Source organism: Nocardia sp. CY15 (assembly GCF_009829295.1).
Taxonomy (GTDB): domain Bacteria; phylum Actinomycetota; class Actinomycetes; order Mycobacteriales; family Mycobacteriaceae; genus Nocardia; species Nocardia sputi.
Window position 1 is genome coordinate 103,160 of record NZ_VUOT01000006.1, and the last position, 18,821, is coordinate 121,980.

General features: G+C 70.0%; 17 protein-coding genes. 8 read left to right on the top strand and 9 right to left on the bottom strand.

All coding sequences use genetic code 11. The features are described from left to right. Positions 1–198: 198 nt before the first annotated feature. On the bottom strand, positions 199–612 hold the full coding sequence (locus GVY39_RS10360) for a DUF5319 domain-containing protein (protein WP_039795739.1): 414 nt from the start codon (positions 610–612) through the stop codon (positions 199–201). Positions 613–838: 226 nt separating this feature from the next. On the opposite strand from GVY39_RS10360, the gene guaB reads away from it, so the two are divergent. Both guaB and GVY39_RS10370 read left to right on the top strand, forming a co-directional pair. Then, positions 839–2,383, top strand: a complete 1,545-nt coding sequence (gene guaB / locus GVY39_RS10365) for an IMP dehydrogenase (RefSeq protein WP_159923015.1) — start codon at positions 839–841, stop codon at positions 2,381–2,383. 296 nt (positions 2,384–2,679) lie between these two features. Further along, on the top strand, positions 2,680–3,843 hold the full coding sequence (locus GVY39_RS10370; RefSeq protein WP_159923017.1) for a GuaB3 family IMP dehydrogenase-related protein: 1,164 nt from the start codon (positions 2,680–2,682) through the stop codon (positions 3,841–3,843). 2 nt (positions 3,844–3,845) lie between these two features. Here the strand turns inward: GVY39_RS10370 and GVY39_RS10375 are convergent, their stop codons facing one another. Beyond that, positions 3,846–4,646 (bottom strand): alpha/beta fold hydrolase, encoded by an 801-nt coding sequence (locus GVY39_RS10375; RefSeq protein ID WP_159923019.1) that lies wholly within the window; start codon positions 4,644–4,646, stop codon positions 3,846–3,848. Between the two features lie 119 nt (positions 4,647–4,765). Between GVY39_RS10375 and guaA the strand changes: the two genes are divergently transcribed. Continuing rightward, positions 4,766–6,340, top strand: a complete 1,575-nt coding sequence (guaA, locus tag GVY39_RS10380) for a glutamine-hydrolyzing GMP synthase (protein WP_159923021.1) — start codon at positions 4,766–4,768, stop codon at positions 6,338–6,340. A gap of 47 nt (positions 6,341–6,387) precedes the next feature. On the opposite strand, the gene GVY39_RS10385 is transcribed toward guaA, so the two are convergent. The 3 genes from GVY39_RS10385 to GVY39_RS10395 form a co-directional block, all read right to left on the bottom strand. Continuing rightward, positions 6,388–6,528: a hypothetical protein gene (locus tag GVY39_RS10385; RefSeq protein WP_159923023.1), complete on the bottom strand. Its 141-nt coding sequence runs from the start codon at positions 6,526–6,528 to the stop codon at positions 6,388–6,390. 82 nt (positions 6,529–6,610) lie between these two features. After that, positions 6,611–6,826 carry a hypothetical protein gene (locus GVY39_RS10390; protein WP_159923025.1) on the bottom strand — a complete coding sequence of 72 codons (216 nt, stop codon included), beginning with the start codon at positions 6,824–6,826 and terminating at the stop codon, positions 6,611–6,613. Then, complete coding sequence (locus tag GVY39_RS10395) at positions 6,819–8,504, bottom strand: PspC domain-containing protein (RefSeq protein WP_159923027.1); 1,686 nt, start codon at positions 8,502–8,504, stop codon at positions 6,819–6,821. Before GVY39_RS10395 ends, GVY39_RS10390 begins: the two co-directional genes overlap by 8 nt. Before the next feature lie 162 nt (positions 8,505–8,666). Between GVY39_RS10395 and GVY39_RS10400 the strand changes: the two genes are divergently transcribed. Then, positions 8,667–9,995: an ATP-binding protein gene (locus GVY39_RS10400; protein ID WP_159923029.1), complete on the top strand. Its 1,329-nt coding sequence runs from the start codon at positions 8,667–8,669 to the stop codon at positions 9,993–9,995. A 141-nt stretch (positions 9,996–10,136) separates the two neighbouring features. Then, a complete protein-coding gene (locus GVY39_RS10405) occupies positions 10,137–10,772 on the top strand; it encodes a response regulator transcription factor (protein ID WP_159923196.1) in 636 nt (211 codons plus the stop codon). A gap of 69 nt (positions 10,773–10,841) precedes the next feature. Here GVY39_RS10405 and GVY39_RS10410 read toward each other — a convergent pair whose 3' ends face one another. Next, entirely contained in the window at positions 10,842–11,963 is a 1,122-nt protein-coding gene (locus GVY39_RS10410; RefSeq protein ID WP_159923031.1) for a serine/threonine-protein kinase, read from the bottom strand. Positions 11,964–12,460: 497 nt separating this feature from the next. Between GVY39_RS10410 and GVY39_RS10415 the strand changes: the two genes are divergently transcribed. Both GVY39_RS10415 and GVY39_RS10420 read left to right on the top strand, forming a co-directional pair. Further along, complete coding sequence (locus GVY39_RS10415; RefSeq protein ID WP_159923033.1) at positions 12,461–13,249, top strand: hypothetical protein; 789 nt, start codon at positions 12,461–12,463, stop codon at positions 13,247–13,249. Between the two features lie 109 nt (positions 13,250–13,358). Next, positions 13,359–14,960 carry a DNA polymerase Y family protein gene (locus tag GVY39_RS10420; protein ID WP_159923035.1) on the top strand — a complete coding sequence of 534 codons (1,602 nt, stop codon included), beginning with the start codon at positions 13,359–13,361 and terminating at the stop codon, positions 14,958–14,960. Positions 14,961–14,987: 27 nt separating this feature from the next. On the opposite strand, the gene GVY39_RS10425 is transcribed toward GVY39_RS10420, so the two are convergent. Then, entirely contained in the window at positions 14,988–15,686 is a 699-nt protein-coding gene (locus GVY39_RS10425) for a class I SAM-dependent methyltransferase (protein WP_159923037.1), read from the bottom strand. Between the two features lie 184 nt (positions 15,687–15,870). Here GVY39_RS10425 and GVY39_RS10430 point away from each other — a divergent pair, with 184 nt between their 5' ends. Next, the gene (locus GVY39_RS10430) at positions 15,871–16,626 is read left to right on the top strand and encodes an alpha/beta fold hydrolase (protein ID WP_195071235.1); all 756 of its coding nucleotides are present in this window, start codon (positions 15,871–15,873) and stop codon (positions 16,624–16,626) included. A 72-nt stretch (positions 16,627–16,698) separates the two neighbouring features. Here GVY39_RS10430 and GVY39_RS10435 read toward each other — a convergent pair whose 3' ends face one another. Beyond that, entirely contained in the window at positions 16,699–17,661 is a 963-nt protein-coding gene (locus GVY39_RS10435; protein ID WP_159923039.1) for an SDR family NAD(P)-dependent oxidoreductase, read from the bottom strand. Between the two features lie 224 nt (positions 17,662–17,885). Beyond that, complete coding sequence (locus tag GVY39_RS10440; protein ID WP_159923041.1) at positions 17,886–18,611, bottom strand: TetR/AcrR family transcriptional regulator; 726 nt, start codon at positions 18,609–18,611, stop codon at positions 17,886–17,888. Positions 18,612–18,821: the final 210 nt, after the last annotated feature.

Below are 18,821 nucleotides of genomic sequence, written 5' to 3' on the forward strand. Positions count from 1 at the left end.
GAACCGATCGCCGGCCAGGCGATCGGTTCTTTGTTCTTCTGACGCCGAAGGAGCCGGTCATCCGCGCTTCAGGCGGACGTCCGGCTCGTCGGGGTGCGTTGTCTGCTCGAACCGTGATCCTGTGCGTCGAAGATCACAGTGGCAAGCGCGAGATGCGCGGGCCGGGGAACGGCTCGCGCGCGTCTCGGGTCGGGCCGGTCAGCCGTCGAATCCGTCGAACCCGTCGCCGTGGAAAGCCTCGTTCATCGAGGCGTCCGCGTAGCCACGGCAGTAGTCCCAGGTGACGTACGCTTCCGGCGTCGGGTCGTAGGCGGGCTCGTGCGGGCGGACCGTGCCGTCGACCAGCAACTGGAGCAGGTTGGCGCGCAACATGTCCCAGTCGTGGTAATGGTCCTGCCTACAGTCTTCGCAGCTGACCACGAGTCCGCGGATCCCGCGGTGAGCCAGCAGCGCCTCGTAGACCGCGAGGTCGGCGAGATCCTCCTCGACCGCAAGGCGCTCGTGGGGATCCAGCGGTTCGCCGGGCTCGATGGCGTCGAGCGCGGCGGACGGGTCGGAGGGGTCTCCGGCGAACGGATCCGGCGGCAAGCCAGGTGGTAGATGGTCACGCACATCCCCACGGTACGCAGAACAGGGTGGTCTGCGCCAGCGATGCGGCCCGCCAGTTTCGGGGGTGGGCTCACTTCGTCGGCGAGTTCACCGGACAGATACCATGGAGCACAGGCTACGGCGGGTCCCGACATCACCGCCGCCGAACGCAACGTCCATCCCATCAGCCGTCACGGCGCCGGTCGCACCGGCGCCGGTCGCTATCGACGTCCAGGAGGGGTCGATCCGAATGAGTAATCCCGTAACGGGCGAACGAAGCGCAGTCCGCCCTCCTACGGGTGGCGACGATCCGAACAAGATCGCCATGCTCGGCCTCACATTCGACGATGTGCTGTTGCTGCCTGCCGCCTCGGATCTCATCCCCAGCTCTGTGGAGACCTCCAGTGTGCTGACCAGGGAGATCCGTCTGCGCACCCCGCTGGTCAGCTCGGCCATGGACACGGTGACCGAAGCGCGGATGGCGATCGCCATGGCCCGCGCGGGCGGCATGGGCGTGTTGCACCGCAACCTCTCGGCGGCCGACCAGGCTTCGCAGGTGGAGACGGTCAAGCGGTCCGAGGCGGGCATGGTCACCGACCCGGTGACCTGCCGTCCGACCGACACCCTCGCCGAGGTCGACGCCATGTGCGCCAGGTTCCGTATCTCCGGACTTCCGGTGGTGGACGAGACCGGTGCGCTTGTGGGCATCATCACCAATCGCGACATGCGTTTCGAGGTGGATCAGAACCGCCGCGTCGCCGACGTGATGACCAAGGCTCCTTTGATCACCGCGCAGGAGGGCGTGACCGCCGAGGCGGCGCTCGGGCTGCTGCGCAGGCACAAGGTGGAGAAGCTGCCGATCGTCGACGGCAACGGGCGCCTGCGCGGCCTGATCACCGTCAAGGACTTCGTCAAGACCGACCAGTACCCCAACGCCACCAAGGACCGTGACGGCCGCCTGCTGGTCGGCGCCGCGGTCGGCGTGGGCGAGGACGCCTGGTCGCGCGCCATGACGCTCGCCGACGCGGGCGTCGACGTGCTCGTGGTGGACACCGCGCACGGTCATCAAGCGCAGGTGCTGCAGATGGTGACCAAGGTCAAGACCGAGGTCGGCGACCGCATCCAGGTGGTCGGCGGCAACGTCGCCACCCGCGCGGGCGCGGCAGCCCTGGTCGAAGCGGGCGCGGACGCGGTCAAGGTGGGCGTCGGTCCCGGTTCCATCTGCACCACCCGCGTCGTCGCGGGCGTCGGCGCGCCGCAGATCACCGCGATCCTGGAGGCGGTCGCCGCGTGCAAGCCCGCGGGCGTCCCGGTGATCGCCGACGGCGGCATCCAGTTCTCCGGCGACATCGCCAAGGCCATCGCGGCGGGCGCGTCCACGGTGATGCTCGGCTCGTTGCTCGCGGGCACCGCCGAGTCGCCGGGCGAGTTGATCCTGGTCGGCGGCAAACAGTTCAAGAGCTACCGGGGCATGGGCTCGCTGGGCGCCATGCAGGGCCGCGGCCAGGCCAAGTCGTTCTCCAAGGACCGCTACTTCCAGGACGACGTGCTGGCCGAGGACAAGCTGGTCCCCGAGGGCATCGAGGGCAGGGTGCCGTTCCGCGGCCCGGTCAACCAGGTGATCCACCAGTTGGTCGGCGGCCTGCGCGCCGCCATGGGCTACACCGGCTCGCAATCGATCGCGCATCTGCAGGAGGCTCAGTTCGTGCAGATCACCGCGGCGGGCCTCAAGGAGAGCCACCCGCACGACATCACCATGACCGTCGAGGCCCCTAACTACACCGGACGGGGCTAGTCCGGCTACGTTCATGTACAGGACCAACCGGTCCGTGCATGATTGAGCTTGCCCACCGGCTGTGGCGGTGAGCAACCTGCGCGGTAGTTGGCGGTTCATTCGTGCTGCCCACCTGCCCCCACAAGTAACCACTGGAGGCGCGAGTCCTACGAGCGCCGTTCGCGGCCTGGCTCGTTGTCCGAGTGGGCGAAGCGCATGCGCCGGAGGCGCGAGCCTCGCCCGCTCGGACAACGAGCCGCCAACGGGCCCGAATACGCAGCGCCGCGGGCGCTGCACATCAGACAAGGAGATTTCGCGTGCGCGACATGGTGGAGATCGGCATGGGCCGGACCGCCCGGCGTACCTACGAGCTGGACGACGTCGACATCGTCCCCTCGCGCCGGACCCGCTCGTCGAAGCAGGTCTCGCTGTCCTGGCAGCTGGACGCCTACCGCTTCGAGATCCCGTTTCTCGCGCATCCCACCGACGCGCTGGTATCGCCGGAGTTCGCCGTCGAGCTCGGCCGCCTCGGCGGCCTCGGCGTGATCAACGGCGAGGGCCTGTGGGCGCGGCACGCGGATGTCGGCGCGAAGATCGACCAGTTGCTCGAACTGGTCGGCAAGGGCGGCTACGAGCGCGCCGTGGCGTTGCTGCAGGAGCTGCACGCCGCGCCGATGCAGCCGGATCTGCTCGCCGCCGCGGTCGCGCAGGTCCGCGCCGCGGGTGTCACCGTGGCGGTGCGGGTGAGCCCGCAGAACGCGCGCACGCTCACCCCGGCACTGCTGCAGGCGGGCATCGACCTGCTCGTGGTGCACGGCACGATCATCTCCGCCGAGCACGTCGGCGACGGTGAGCCGCTGAACCTGAAGACCTTCATCGCCGAACTGGACGTGCCCGTGGTCGCGGGTGGCGTGAGCGATCATCGCACCGCGCTGCACCTGATGCGCACCGGTGCGGCGGGCGTGATCGTCGGCTATGGCTCCTACCCGGGCGCGACCACCACCGGCGAGGTGCTCGGCATCGGTGTGCCGATGGCCACCGCGATCGCGGACGCCGCCGCGGCGCGCCGCGACTACCTGGACGAGACCGGTGGCCGCTACGTGCACGTCATCGCGGACGGCGACATCGCCACCTCGGGTCAGCTGGCCAAGGCGATCGCGTGTGGCGCGGACGCCGCCGTGCTCGGGGTCCCGCTCGCCCTGGCCGCGGAGGCGCCCGGCCGCGGCTGGTACTGGCCGTCGGCGGCCGCGCACCCGTCCGTGCCGCGCGGGTCGATGCTGCACGTCGACGATCCGTGGGATCTGGGTGGCGAGCCGGTCGGCGATCCCGTGCGTCCCAGCCTGGAGCGGGTGCTCTTCGGTCCGTCGGACGATCCGTTCGGCTCGCTGAACCTCGTCGGCGGACTGCGGCGTTCGATGGCCAAGGCCGGTTACTCGGATCTGAAGGAATTCCAGAAGGTGGGTCTCAGCGTCCGTGCGTGAGTTCACCGTGCCCGGGCCGGCTTGGTCCTGGCGCGCAGGAACTGCTGGATGGCGTGATTCACCGGCTCCGCGTGGGTCATCGTCACCGCGAGTCGCGCGTCCGCGATCTCGATGAACGTGGCGCCGGACAAGCCGTTGGCCAGTTCTCGGGCGCGCTTGCGGTCCATGCCGCTGTCGGTGGGATGGATCACCAATGCGGGACAGTCGATTTCGCGGAGCCGGTCCAGCACCGAATCCCGGCTGAGCAGGCAGCCCGCCGCGACCTCGATGCCGCGGCGGTCGCGCACCAGCCAGCGCTGGGTCCAGATCGTGCGGTACCACTCGTCGTCGCCGATCAGCCAGGAAGCCAGCTGGTGCACGGCGCGCTCGCGGGAGCCGTCGTCATACCACTCTTCGAGGAACTTCTGGGTGGCGCTGGACTGTTCAGGGGTGGGGGCGTGCGCTTCGGTGCTGATCAGGATCAGTCCGGAGACGCGTTCCGGGGCGATCAACGCGGTGCGCAGCGCGGTGAAACCGCCCTGCGCGGTTCCCCCGATGACGGCCTGCTCGGCGCCGAGATGATCGAGGATGGTGAGCGCGTCCCTGGCCGCGGTCCAATAGGTGAAGGGTAGGCCCTCGTCCCTGGTGCGGCCATGGCCGCGGGCATCCCAGGACACGATCCGGAACTCTGGTGCGAGCGCGGCCATTTGGGCGGCGAACATGGTGCGGTCCATCAAGAACTCGTGCGCCAGCAGTACCACCGGGCCGTCCCCGCCGCTGTCCTCGTAATGGATGTCGGCATCGATCGCGCGGGCGAAGGGCACGAGCAGAAGGATAACCAGCGAGCCGGGCCGCGCGTGACGATTCGGGCGGCCCGGCTCGCCCCCTGCACAGGCTGCTGTGCCGATGATTCGCTCGTTTCGAGGCTCACTAAACTGGTTGGGTGGCACAAACCCAGAGACCGGTCCTCGTCGTCGACTTCGGAGCACAGTACGCCCAACTGATCGCACGGCGGGTGCGCGAGTCGAGCGTGTTCTCCGAGGTGGTTCCGCACACCGCGACGGTGGAGGAGATCGCCGCGAAGCAGCCGCTCGCTGTGATCCTCTCCGGCGGCCCGGCCAGCGTGTACGCCGAGGGCGCGCCACAGCTGGATCCGCGGTTGTTCGATCTGGGGCTGCCGGTCTTCGGCATCTGCTACGGCTTCCAGGCGATGGCTCAGGCGCTGGGCGGCACGGTCTCGCATACCGGGACGCGTGAGTACGGGCGCACCGAGCTCAATATCGACGGCGGTTTGCTGCACGGCGGCCTGCCCACCATTCAGCCGGTGTGGATGAGCCACGGCGACGCGGTCACCGACGCGCCGGAGGGCTTCGAGGTCACCGGCACCACCGCGGGCGCTCCGGTCGCCGCCTTCGAGGACCGCGCGCGCCGCCTGGCCGGTGTGCAGTACCACCCGGAGGTGCTGCATTCGCCGCACGGGCAGCAGGTGCTGAGCCGGTTCCTGCACGAGCTCGCCGGCATTCCCTCCACCTGGACCCCGGCGAACATCGCCGATTCGCTGGTCGCCTCGGTGCGCGAGCAGATCGGTGACGGGCACGCGATCTGCGGGTTGTCCGGTGGGGTGGACAGCGCCGTCGCCGCCGCACTGGTGCAGCGCGCCATCGGCGACCGGCTGACCTGTGTGTTCGTCGACCACGGCCTGCTGCGGGCGGGCGAGCGCGAGCAGGTGCAGCAGGATTTCGTCGCCGCGACCGGGGCCAAGCTGGTGACCGTCGACGCGGTGGACAAGTTCCTCGGCGAGTTGAAGGGGGTGACGGATCCGGAGGAGAAGCGCAAGATCATCGGCCGGGAATTCATCCGGTCCTTCGAGGACGCGGTGGGCGAGGTTGTGCTCGAGCACGGCGCGGCCGACGGTGTGACGCCGAAGGTCGAGTTCCTGGTGCAGGGCACGCTCTACCCGGACGTCGTGGAGTCCGGCGGCGGCAGCGGCACCGCGAACATCAAGAGCCATCACAACGTCGGCGGTCTGCCCGACGACCTGGAGTTCGAACTCGTCGAACCGCTGCGATTGCTGTTCAAGGACGAGGTCCGCGCGGTGGGCCGCGAACTCGGTCTGCCGGAGGAGATCGTCGCCCGGCAACCCTTCCCGGGTCCCGGTCTCGCCATCCGGATCGTCGGCGATGTCACCGCGGACCGGCTGGAGACGCTGCGCCAGGCCGACGCCATCGCCCGCGAGGAGTTGACCGCGGCCGGTCTGGACCGGCAGATCTGGCAGTGCCCCGTCGTGCTGCTCGCGGAGGTCCGCAGCGTCGGCGTCCAGGGCGACGGCCGCACCTACGGCCACCCGATCGTGCTGCGCCCGGTCTCCAGCGAGGACGCCATGACCGCCGACTGGACCCGGCTGCCCTACGAGGTGCTCGAACGCATCTCCACCCGCATCACCAACGAGGTGGCGGAGGTCAACCGCGTGGTCCTGGACGTGACCAGCAAGCCGCCGGGCACCATCGAGTGGGAGTGATCCTCCGGCTGCCTTGACGTCGGCTCCGCGCGGGTAAGTGTGCGAATTCAGCGGGGGCGCTGGAAGGTGCTGTGCAGGATCAGGTGCCCGAGGAGCGTGCCATGGGTGGTGACGCGGTGCGGGCGGGGATCCGGCGGTGTGATTCCAGCGGGGGAGGGAGCCCGGTCATCGGGTTCATCGGCATTCACGCGGGATTCTCCTGTCGGACGACGAAGGGGGAGTGTGCGAGAAGAGAACGGCCCGTCGGTATCGACGGGCCGTTCGGCATGATCACGGTCGTTTGCGCGGGGAGATCACCAGCGCGATGCCGATGACGATCGCGGCGAGCACGACGATCCAGCCGATCGGGATCATGCTGGCCGCCGGCCAGGACGCGGGTCCGGCGAAAGCCCACACGCTGACCGCGAGGGACAGCAGGCCCGCGATGAGCAGTGAGGCCGCGGGGCCGCGGGATTCGGTCGTGTTTTTCTTCTCGGTCTCAGCCACGCTGCACCTCCACGTTTCCGGCGCGGACGTCGACGTTCAGATCGAGCACCGGCGCACCGGGGGCGTTCGGACCGCTGATGCCTTCGGCGCAGACGGCCTCGGCCATGGACACCGCGCAGCGCGTGCGGACGGTCATGTCCGCGGGCAGCAGCACGCGGGCTTCGCCCATCCGCACATCGAGGTCCACGGTGCGGCTCTCGGTCAGCTTCACCGAACGCAGGTCCAGCGTGCCGGAGCCCATGGTCACTTTGTAGTTCGAGGCCAACTCGGCGAGGGAGGCGGGCGCCCAGGTGTGCTCACCCATCGCGCTCTGGTCGAACTCGATCGGGCCGACCGCGGAGGCCAGCAGCACGAACCCGGCCAGCGGCGCGGTGAGTACCAGCAAGCCGTACCCGCGCCGCAGGAACGCGCCGAGCACCAGTCCGAGACCGATCACCGCCAGCGCCGCCGCACCGATCCGGCCGGGAGTCATCCACTCCACGCCGGAGGCCGCTGCCGCGCCCGCACCTGCTGCCGCCAGGATGGCCAGGCCGAGCACCACCGGAGTCAGGCGGGAGCGGGGGCGTTTCGGTGGCGGCGCGACGACGGTGCGGACAGGCGCGGGTTCCGGGAGGTCCCAAGCGAGGGGAGCCACGCCCAGCGGATCCCACGACGGCGGGGTCTGGCCGCCGATGATCGCGGGGTGGACGGCTGCGGGCCGGTTCGTGGCCGAAGTAGGCCGACTCCCGTGCGTCGAGGTGCCGGCGCCGTCTTTACCGAACGAGACGGTGTGGTCGGCCGGTGAGGTCTTCTCGATGGACGTGGCCGGTCCCGCGTGGACGCTGCCGGACGGGTGCCGTCCTGCCTCGTCGCCGTTGCCGGATTCGGCCTTGTCGCCGATCGAAGCTACTCGGCTGTCGACGGGCGCATTCGATGCGGTTCCGCCTTCGTCGGGCGGAGTCGATCCGGACTCGCCCGACGGCGCCGCCGCCTTGTCCAGCGCTACGGTCGTGGGTTCGCCCTGCTGGCCGGGGGCGGGCTTGTCCAGCGGCACCGTGCGGGCATCCTCCGCGACTCGAACCGGCGTCTCGGGGACGTAGGAATCCGGCAGCTTGGTGTACGGCGTGTACATGGTGGTCGGCGGCATATAGAAATCTCCGACGGTCCGGGTGGCTCCCGGCGGGAAGACCGCGCCTGGGTAGCCGGTGGCGGTGAGTCCACTGTCCGGGGCGAATCCGCCGAACACTTCCGTGGTTCCGGGCGGCGGGTTGGGCGTGCGCAGGTGCAGCATCCACCAGCCCGCCAGCATCAGGGCGAGGCTGATCAGGCCCGATCCGCCGAGACCGACGCCGACCGGGCCCATCGTGCTGACCGCGATGGCCAGCGCCACGATCAGCACGATGGTCTTGGTCTGCGATTGCGAGCTGTGGCCCTTGCCGACCAGCGACTCCGCCGCCGATGCCTGGTCGCCCGACGCGCTCAGCAGCAGCCAGGCCAGCAGGTAGAGCACGATGCCCGCGCCGCCGAATATCGTCGACACCACGAACGCGACGCGAACCAGCACCGGGTCGATCTCGTAGCGCCGCGCGAACCCCGCCGCCACGCCCGCGACCGGTCCCTGCCGCGGCAACCGGACCGGCCGGGTCTGCCATATCTGCTGGACCTGGTCGCCGATGTTCGTTTTCGTCATGTATTTCATGGTGTGCCCGAGCCGCGTATCGGCGCATCGGGGGGAACCCTGAAAATCAGCCTGAACACTTTGGACCGATCGACCGCTGGAGCAATCATTCGGCTGTGCAGCCGGCAAGATCAGGGTGAATCCCCATGCTGGTGGCCGCGGAATCGTGCCAGTATCGAAGACATGTACCCGTCTGTTCCCGCGTTCGACACTCGGGGGTTCGACGCTGCCCGTGGGCTGGGACCCGCGCCCGCGCCGATCCCCGGGCCGCCGCAGGTGCGGATGGTCCGCCGATCGGGCGGCCGGGTCGTCGGCGGGGTGGCGGGCGGTGTGGCCGACCATCTGGGCGTCGACGTGTTCAAGGTGCGGATGGCGTTCGTGCTGCTGTCCGCCCTTGCCGGGGCGGGCATCGCCGCGTACGGGCTGTTGTGGATCTTCACGTCCGGCGGCTCGGACCAGGTGAAACCCTCCGGTGCGGAGCGGCGGCAGGCCATCGGTCTCGCGATGCTCGGGCTCGGGCTCGCGGTCGCCGTGTCGTGGGTGTTCAGCGGGACGGCGGCGAAGGTGATCGCGCCGATCATCGTGGTCGCGGTCGGCGCGGCGCTGGTGTGGCGGGAGTACGACGTCGACGGGCCTCGTTCGCTGCTCGGTCTGCCCGCGCGGCCGTCGGTGGTGACCTGGTCGCGCATCGTCGCCGGAGCGACGTTGATCGTGGCCGGTCTCGGCGTGGTGGTGCTGGCGCGGATCGATCTGAGTTCGCTCGGCTCGGCGCTGCTCGCGGTGGCGGTCACGCTGGTAGGCGCGGGACTGCTGACGGTCCCGCTGTGGCTGCGCATGATGCGCGCGCTGAACACCGAGCGCGCCGCCCGCATCCGCAACGAGGAACGCGAGGAGATCGCCTCGCACCTGCACGATTCGGTGCTCCAGACGCTCGCGCTCATCCAGCGCCAAGCCGACGACCCGCAGGAGGTGCTGCGGCTGGCACGCAGCCAGGAGCGGGAACTGCGGAAATGGTTGTTCGAGGATTCCGGTCCGGCGCAGTCGAGCCTGGCCGCGGCCCTGCGGACCATCGCGGGCGAGGTGGAGGACCAGCACGGCGTGAAGGTGACGCCGGTGACCGTCGGCGACGTGTCCATGGACATCGACGGCTCCGGGGCGGGTCTGCCGAAGGAACACTTCACCGCCCTGCTCGGCGCGAGCAGGGAAGCGCTGGTCAATGCCGCGAAGCACGCGGGCGTTCCGGAGATCGACCTGTTCGCCGAGGCCGAGCCGCACCAGGTGAGCGTCTTCGTCCGGGACCGCGGCGTGGGCTTCGACCTCGCTTCCGTGCCGGAAGACCGCCGGGGCCTGGCCAAATCCATCCGCGGACGGATCGAGCGCCGCGGCGGGCAGGTGGAGATCCGGTCGGCGCCCGGCCGCGGCACCGAGGTCAGGATCAGCATGCCGCGTACCGACTCCGGCTGCCCCGCGCCGGACGAGGAACCGGCTCGAGCCGCCGGCACCGCGCGCTAGCCGTCCGTTTCTCGCGGCCACGGTGGTTTTTCGCGGGTGCGCGGAGTGGGCGTGGACCCGGCGTGGTCCGCGAGGAGCGCGTGGGGGGATGGGTGTGGTACGGGTGGGGGGTCAAGGGTCGGTTAGGAGAAGTAGGTGACCGTGCGGGTCTTTCTCGTGGATGATCACGCCGTTTTTCGGTCGGGTGTGCGTGCCGAATTGAGCCGGGAGGCGGACATGGAGGTGGTCGGAGAGGCCGGCGGGGTGGCGGAGGCGGTGGCCGGAATCAATGCCGAGCGCCCGGACGTCGTCCTGCTCGACGTGCACATGCCCGACGGCGGCGGGGTCGCGGTGCTGGCCGGTATCGAGCCCGGGCCGGTGTGCCTGGCGCTGAGCGTGTCCGACGCGGCCGAGGACGTGATCGCGGTGATCCGTGCCGGGGCCAGAGGGTATGTGACCAAGACGATTTCGGGATCCGAACTGGCCGACGGCATCCGCCGGGTGGCCGGTGGCGACGCGGTCTTCAGTCCACGCCTGGCCGGCTTCGTCCTGGACTCGTTCACCGGGAAGTCTCCGGTGCCCGAACCACCGCTGGACCCCGAACTCGACTCGCTGACCCCGCGCGAGCTGGAGGTGCTGCGCCTGCTCGCCCGCGGCTACACCTACCGCGAGATCGCCGAATCCCTCTTCATCTCCGTCAAGACCGTGGAAACCCACGCCTCCAACGTGCTGCGCAAAACCCAGCAGTCCAATCGCAACGCCCTGACTCGCTGGGCCCACCGCCGCCGCATCGACTGACCCGCACCCGATGCCGTTGCGGCTCTTCGTATCCGGCGGGCCGAATGCGAGGCAGGCCTCGGGCGGGCCTCAGAGGACGGCGACGATGATCGCGATGATGATGACCAGGCCGATCAGGAGGCCGACGGCGATGGCCAGCGGGGCGTTGGCCGGCTGGGGATCCCTGGCGCGCTGAGGGGCCGCGGCCGCGGTCGCCCCGGCGGGATTGCGGTGCGGACGGGGAAGCGGCGTGGAGTGGGGGCTGCGGATCCCCGACGCCGAATTACGTGCGGCCCAAGGCGGAATGGTCCCGTCCTCGGTGCGGACGGGCGCGCCGAGAATGTACGGCCCGGTGCCGGGACCGAAAGCGGCGGTGAGGATCTCGTCCCGCGCCTCGGCCATGGTCGGGCGGCGCTGGGGCGCGGGCTCCATCATGTGCAGCAGCGCCTGGGTGAGCACGCCGCTGCGGGTCGGCGGGATGATCTGCGCCATGGCGGCGCGGTGCACGATGACGTCGCTGTCCTCGTCGAAACCGTACGGCGGCTGCCCTTCGATCGCGGTGTAGAGCGTGGCGCCCAGGGAGAACACGTCGCTGGCTTTCGTCGGCTGCGCTCCGCGCGCCACCTCGGGGGGCAGGTAGGAGGGGGTGCCGGTGATCACGCCGTCCGGTTCGTCGGACAGATCGCCCGCGCCGCGGGAGATGCCGAAGTCGCTGAGCTTCGCCATACCCACGCCGGGCCCGCGATCGGCGACAAGGATGTTGCCCGGTTTGATATCCCGGTGCACGATGCCGACGGCGTGCGCGGCGGCCAGCGCGTCGGCGACCTGGGCGCCGATCTGCGCGACCTCGATCGGCGGCAGCGTGTCGACCAGCGCGAGCGCCTTCGCGACGCTGCGCGAGGGTAGGTGCTCCATCACCAGCCAGGGCTCACCGGCCTCGAGCACCACGTCGTACACGGCGATCGCGTGGTCGTGCGAGAGCTTCGCGGCGACCCGGCCCTCGTGCATGATCTGGTTGCGGACCGCTTCGGCTTCTTCCTCGTCGAGTCCGGCCGTGGTGAGAACCTGCTTGATCGCGACGTCCCGGTCGAGCAGCCGGTCGTGCGCCAACCAGACCGCGCCCATGCCGCCGCCGCCCACCTTCGATTGGAGGCGGTAACGGCCCGCGACGAGGTATTGAGGGCCGACAGTGGGACGAGCGCGTTCGGTCACGGTGCGAGGGTAGCGGAAAATGGGGCTAGCTGGCCTCATTCGGCTTCGCGCATGGGAAAGACAGAGGGCACGGCCGTAAGCGGCGCCCGCCGGTCGGACCCTCGGTTCGAATGCCTCTCCCACACCATACCGATGAACCGAGGCCGGGCTGGGGTAGCCGGGATCACGCCGGGTTCGCCCCCCATCGGTCGCATCGAGAATCACGTCACCCGGCATCGTCGTCGGCTGGGGACGAGCTGCGGCACGGCGTCGGCTCCGCGTGCTGGTGCCCAGTCGAGCGGACCGGGGCCGTTTCCGTTCGATGCCGGTGTCGCGCGCCCGTTGCCACGACACGAACCTGCCGAGCCCTTGACGAAACCTGGGGGTCGGTTTCTACTGAGTCCGTATCGAACGTATATTCGATATCGATCGATAGCTGGATCGGTGCTGCCGCTCGAATCGCGAGGGCCGCTCCGCATGCTTCGCCTCGGGTCCATCGTGGGAAGTAGGTGGTTGTGATGGGTTCGGATGCGATATCGCAGGGAGGGGTGAATCGGGGCGCGCTGCCGCGCGGTGGTGGGCGGGAGGGCGCCCCCTCGTTAGCCGATCTGCGCAGACGCATGGCCGCGGTGCCGGGGCGCGGGGAAGCGGCGGCGCAGCGGGCTCCGCTCGGCGCCGGATCGAGCGGAGCGGCATTGCCGGTGCCCGCAGCGCTCGCTCCGCTGTTGCCCGATGGTGGCTTGGCCAAGGGTTCTGTCGTGGCGTACACGGGGGCGAGTTCGCTGCTGGCCGGTTTGCTCGCCGCCGTGACGGCGGATGGAGGGCATGCCGCTGTCGTGGGTATGCCCCGGCTCGGTCTGCTCGCCGCGGTGGAGATGGGGGCGCAGTTGCGGCGGCTGGCCGTGATCGCCGATCCCGGCCCGGACCCGGTGGAGGTTGCCGCGGTATTGCTCGACGGGCTCGATCTGGTCGTGCTCGGGCTCGGCGGCGGCGCCGTCGCGCCCGCCCGCAGCCGGGTGCTCGCCGCCCGCGCCCGCAGCAAAGGCGCCACCCTCGTGGTCGCCGACGGCCGCTGGCCCGGCGCGTCCCTCCGGCTCGACGCCCGCATCGCGGGTTATGCCGGTCTCGGCCGCGGGCGCGGACGCTTGCGCTCGCTCGGCTTGACGGTCGAGGTGCGGGGCAAGTCGGGACCGCCGCGGCGCGGACGGCTGGATCTGTGCCCGAAGGCGGGGCGCGTGGAATGGGTGCTGCGCGAGAAGGCGGCCCGGACCGTCGAAGCCATCGAGACAGCGGAAGCGGTCTCGTGAACGCGGCGGAGGATCTCGAACGCCGGCCCGATGCTTCGAGCGCCTTCGCCGAGCTCGTGCGTCATCGAGGACTCGCCGGTCGTCGTGGACCGCGAGCGGCAGGGGACGAATGCAGCGCGGCGCCGTGATCCGGCCTGGGTCGAAGCGGGTGCTCGCTGTGTGGTGCCCGGACTGGCCCGCGGTCGCCGCGGCGGCGACAGCGGGACTGTCCGCCACGCGGCCGGTGGCGGTGTTGTTCGCCAACCGGGTGGTGGCGTGTTCGGCGATCGCGCGAGCCGAAGGCGTGCGCCGCGGCTTGAAGCGCAGAGAGGCGCAAGCACGATGCCCCGACCTGTTCCTCACCCAGCAGGATCAGGATCGGGACGCGCGACTGTTCGAACCGGTGGTCGCGGCCGTGGCCGCGGCGATGCCCGGCGTGGAAGTGCTGCGCCCCGGGTTGCTCGTGCTCGGCGCGCGCGGTGCGGCGCGGTTCTTCGGATCCGAGGAGACGGCGGCCGAGCGCCTGGTCGACGCCGTGGCCGTGGCCGGGGCGGAAGCGCAGATCGGGATCGCCGACGAGCTGTCCACGGCGGTGATCGCCGCCCGGCGCGCCGAGATCGTGCCCACGGGGGCGGGAGCGCGTTTTCTCGCACCGCTGCCGGTGGGAGAACTCGCGGTCGAGCCGAGCCTGGCCGCCCCGGAACGCGCCGACCTCGTCGATCTGTTGCACCGCTTGGGTTTGCGCCGCATCGGTGACTTCGCCGCGCTTTCCGCCGCGGAGGTCGCCTCCCGGTTCGGGACCGACGCCGTGCTCGCGCATCGCTGCGCCAGGGCCGAGCCGGAGCGTCCGCCGTCCGCGCGGCAGCCACCGCCGGAGCTGGTGGTGGAGTACCGCTGTGATCCGCCGATCGAGCGGGTCGACGCGGCCGCATTCGCGGGTCGCCTGCTCGCCACCCGGCTGCACGCCGCGCTCGCGGCTGCCGGGCTGGCCTGCACCAGGCTTTCGGTGCACGCGGAAACCGCGGCGGGAGAGCATCTCTCCCGGATCTGGCGATGCGCCGAGCCGCTCACTCCGGAGGGCACGGCGGATCGGGTGCGCTGGCAGCTCGACGGCTGGCTCACCCGGCGGGACGGTGCGCGGCCCACCGCGCCGATCACGGTGCTGCGGCTGGAACCCGTCGAGGTGGTCACGGCGGGCGCGCTCCAACTCGGGTTGTGGGGCGGGGCCGGGGAGGAGGACGAGCGCGCCCGCCGCGCGCTGATCCGGGTGCAGGGGCTGCTGGGCGGGGAAGCGGTGCGGATCGGCGTGCTCAGCGGCGGACGCGGCCCCGCCGAACGAATCACCATGGTCGCGCTCGGCGACGAACTCGTCCCCGCGGCCGACCCCGCGCAGCCCTGGCCGGGCCGGCTGCCCGAGCCCGCCCCCGCCGTGATCCTGCTGAACCGTCCGCTGGTGCGGTTGGAAGCCGCCGACGGCACGCTCGTCGAAGTCACCGACCGCGCCATGTTCGACGCCGACCCCGTCCTGCTGCGCTGGGGAAGCAAACAGTGGCGGCTGACCGCCTGGGCGGGACCGTGGCCGGTGGACGAACGCTGGTGGGCGCCCGATTCGGACGACGCGGAATTCACCGCTCGCGCACAGGTCCAACTCGACGCCGCCCCCGACGCCGGTCGAGTGCTGCTGCTGGTCTACCACGACCGAACCTGGCGCGCCGAGGGGCTTTACGACTGACGGCGCAGTGGGTGGACGGCAGCGAGTTCACGCCGGACGCGACCACACCGTCGCCATGGTGAACGGATGTCCGCGCAGGGCGGCCCATTTCGGCTTCCGGGCCACGAACGCGTCATCCACCAGTGCCTCGGCGACCTCGGTGAGGACCCATCCGGCGGCCAAGCCTGCCGACAGGTGCTCGCTGATCAAGTGCAAGTGGGTGCTGATCGCCACCGGTTCGCCGGAAGGATCGGTGTAGTGCGTCGGCATGCCGGACACCATGATGAATTGGGGGTGGTAGCTGACCAGTACACACCGCGCGCCCGGTGCGGCCAGCCGCCACGCCTCCGCGTAGAACGGCGCCAACTCCGGTAGGTGTTCGTCGATCAGCGACGCGATCACCAGGTCGTAGGCGCCTTCCGGCAGACCGGTGGACCGCACGTCGGCGAGGGTCAGCGTGGTGTGGACGTCGCGTTCGGCGGCCAGCGTCAGCATCCCCTGGCTCACGTCCACCCCGTCGATGTGCGTTATCCCGTGGCCCCGCAACCACGTTCCGGTGCGCCCGGTGCCGCAGCCGAGGTCGGCCGCGCGCCGCACCCGGCCGAGGTCGAGGTGCAATCGTCCGAGCAAAGCGAGATCCATCTCGTCCAGAACCGTCTGCTCGTAGGTGGGCGCCCACCCGTCGTACCCGGTGGCGACGTCGACGGTGCGGTAGTCACGGCGGTCGAAATCGGCGAAGGAGGGCATGCGGCCGAGTATCGTTGCGGGCTCGCACCCACGCCAGGCATTTACCGAGCTGCGAAACACCGTTGTCACCTTGGGTGCCGTGACATCGGTGCTCGGAAGCACTTCCCCCACCATGTTTTTGCCGGGGAGTGATCCGCGCTACACCGTGCAGGCGAGCGCATGACGGCCAGTATCCTCGTTGGTCGTGGATTCGACGCTGGACCAGGTGGCATTCGGAGATGTGCGGATCGCCTTTCGGGATTCGGGAGTGGGCGCGGTCAGCGACATCCCCGTGATGCTGGTGCACGGCATGGGCGGCGACGGGCATACGTGGGACCGGTTCGCGCGTGTCCTGGTGCAATCCGGACGCCGAGTGCTCATCCCGGATCTCCGCGGACACGGCCGTAGCTCACACGCCGATTCCTATCGCTTCGACGACTTCGGTGAAGATCTGCTGCGCCTCTGCGACCATCTGGAGTTGCCCGCGGTGGATCTGGTCGGGCATTCGCTCGGCGGCTACGCGGTCTCGCGCGTCGCGCAGGACCGGCCGGAGCTGGTGCGCAGGCTGGTCATCGAGGAGTGTCCGCTCCCGCTGCAATCCGGCGCCGAGGAATTGCGCCTGACCCGTCGCTTCCCCAGAATGCCCGAACTGTGGCACGCCACCTCGAGTCTGGTCCGGCACCCGCGCGCGGTGATCGCGTTCGACCGCTCCATGACGAAGACCGCGTTGGAGCAGTTCCGCAAGCCGAACCCGGAGTGGTGGGACCGGCTCTCCGACATCACCGCGCCGACCCTGGTGTTGTGCGGCGGGCCGGGCGGCATGGTGGATCCGGATAAGCTCACCGCCCTGCGAGCCGCCCTGCGGAACTGCACGGTGACCACGTTCGCTTGCGGGCACAGCATCCATCGCGACCGCTACTGGGAGTTCGCCGCCGCCGTCCGGCCCTTCCTGGCGGGCTGAGCAGGGGCCGCGCGGTCGACGTTCAGCTGCCGGGCACCGCCACCCAGGACGGGAGCGTCCGGACAGCCGAGTTCACCAATGCGTCCCGGGCACCCACCGGGCAGCGCGCCGCAGTGCTGTCCCCGTGACGCGGCGGGCGGTCGACCGAGGCCGGGGCCGGGTGAGCGTGGCGGCGGGTTCGGCCGGCTCGTCGCCGGACGCGGTCTGCTCGCCCTTGGCCGCGGGGGAGTCGGGCAGGGCGCGGTAATAGCGGTGCAGAATGCGGTCGCGGATCTTCGGAGTGAGCAGCGCGCCGTATTCGGCGATGGTGCCCAGCGGCACATCGATACGTTTGGGCCGTTCGGTCAGCGCGCGCACGACGGTAGCGGCGGCCCACTCGGGAGACTCGGCGGGGCCCTGATCGCCGCTCGGGGCGATCATCGGCGTGCGCACCAGCGGCATGTGGATGGTGGTGAACGTGACGCCGTCGGCCATGGTCTCGACGGCCGCGACCTCGGTGAACTTGTCCAGCGCCGCCTTGCTGGCCAGATACGCGGAGAATCGCGGCGTGGCCACCTGCACGCCGGCGCTGCTGATGTTGACGATGTGCCCGAACTTGCGTTCCCGCATCTGCGGCAGCAGGGCCAGGGTCAGCCGCAGCGCGCCGAAGTAGTTGACGGCCATGGTGCGTTCGAAGTCGTGCAGCCGGTCGGTGGAGCGGTGGATGGCGCGGCGGATCGAGCGGCCCGCATTGTTCACCAGCATGTCCACGTGGCCGTGCTCGTCCAGGACGGTCTCGATCACGTGGTCCACCGAATCGGAATCGGTGACGTCGCAGGAATACCCGTAGGCCGAGCCGCCCGCTGACCTGATCTCCTCGACCACGGAGGCGAGTTCGTCACCGCGGCGGGCGAGCAGGAACACAATGGCGCCCTTGCTCGCGATCGCCATCGCCGCTGCCCGGCCGATGCCGGAGGACGCTCCGGTGATGAGGACGTGTCGCCCGGTGAGGTCGCGGTCGCGGCGCCGGGCGGGGTCGGCGGATGCGTCGGTCATCGCTGCTCCTTCGCAGGTCTGGTAGGCAAGAACTTACTCCGAGGTAAGTTGGGTGCCAAGTGCTCCTCGTCACAGTCGGGGCCTGCTCACCTGTTGTGCCAGTGCGATCACTGAGACCGGGCGGATCGCTTCGTCGTCCTCGGCTGGCCCCGCTGTCGAGGAACGTGATCGTCGGCCTGTGAAGTGCGAGCTGTGTTCCGCAAGCCGGGGTGATCCGGGGACGGTTATGCGGATGGTCGCTCGGGAAGCGCCAGGCCCAGGATGCTGGTCAGGTCGCGTAGGCATTCCTCGTAGACGGGTTCGAGATCGGAGTACGCGAAGTCCAGCTGGTGCAGGACCTCCATGCACAGCAGCCCGTACAACCGGATCCAGCAGGACAGGAACACGTGCGCGGCCTCAGGTGGCAGCTTTTCCTCGATAGCGGCCGAATAGGCGATGAGCTGCTCGTGTAAGGACGGGGGCAGTTCGGCCGGATCGGGCACCGGGAAAGGGTGCGTCTGCCACAGTTCGATCGTCAGATCCAGTAGCACCCGCTCGAACCGTTGCCCCGCTCGGTGGCGTTCGGAATCCGGTTGCCGGTTCGGCGGTGCGATCGGGGCGGCGAAGATCCAGCCGAACTCGGCCGGGTGAGTGATCGCCCAAGCGCGCATGGCGCGGCAGACCGCCAGAATGCGCTCGCCGATCGGTGCGTCGGCGTGAGCGTCCCGGACCTGTTCCATCGTGGCGGCCAGCTCATCGAAGAGGTCCGCGGTCACCGCCCCGACCAGCGCGTCATGGCTGGAGTAGTAGTGATAGAGAGACGGCCCGCTCATCCCGACCTGTCTGGCGACCGCGTTGATGGTCACGGCCGCCGACCCCTGCTCGACCAGGAGTTTGCGCACCGCGTCGTGGATTTCTTCCAAGGTGGCCTTGCGCATCCGCTCGCGCCTGCCGCCGGTTCGTGTCGACATCCTCGCCCTTCTTTCGATCCAGCACGCCTGTTGACAGCTTAGACACTCTTTGATTGTCTAATGGCTCTAAAAGATTTAGAATCTCTAGGAGTTGGCGTGGATCGTTGGTGGTGGGTGTTCCCGGCCGTGGTGCTGGTCACGACGGCGGTGTGGTGGCGGCAGTCCAGGTCCGCTCGTCTGTGCGATGGCGGTGGGGCGGCCCGCGATCGG

What these genes read in the sequence shown, in the direction of transcription:
- guaB (WP_159923015.1), top strand. Translation starts at nt 839, where the DNA reads ATGAGTAATCCCGTAACGGGCGAACGAAGCGCAGTCCGCCCTCCTACG.
- GVY39_RS10395 (WP_159923027.1), bottom strand. Translation starts at nt 8,504, where the DNA reads ATGAAATACATGACGAAAACGAACATCGGCGACCAGGTCCAGCAGATA.
- GVY39_RS10400 (WP_159923029.1), top strand. Translation starts at nt 8,667, where the DNA reads ATGTACCCGTCTGTTCCCGCGTTCGACACTCGGGGGTTCGACGCTGCC.
- GVY39_RS10415 (WP_159923033.1), top strand. Translation starts at nt 12,461, where the DNA reads ATGGGTTCGGATGCGATATCGCAGGGAGGGGTGAATCGGGGCGCGCTG.
- GVY39_RS10420 (WP_159923035.1), top strand. Translation starts at nt 13,359, where the DNA reads ATGCAGCGCGGCGCCGTGATCCGGCCTGGGTCGAAGCGGGTGCTCGCT.
- GVY39_RS10425 (WP_159923037.1), bottom strand. Translation starts at nt 15,686, where the DNA reads ATGCCCTCCTTCGCCGATTTCGACCGCCGTGACTACCGCACCGTCGAC.
- GVY39_RS10435 (WP_159923039.1), bottom strand. Translation starts at nt 17,661, where the DNA reads ATGACCGACGCATCCGCCGACCCCGCCCGGCGCCGCGACCGCGACCTC.
- GVY39_RS10440 (WP_159923041.1), bottom strand. Translation starts at nt 18,611, where the DNA reads ATGTCGACACGAACCGGCGGCAGGCGCGAGCGGATGCGCAAGGCCACC.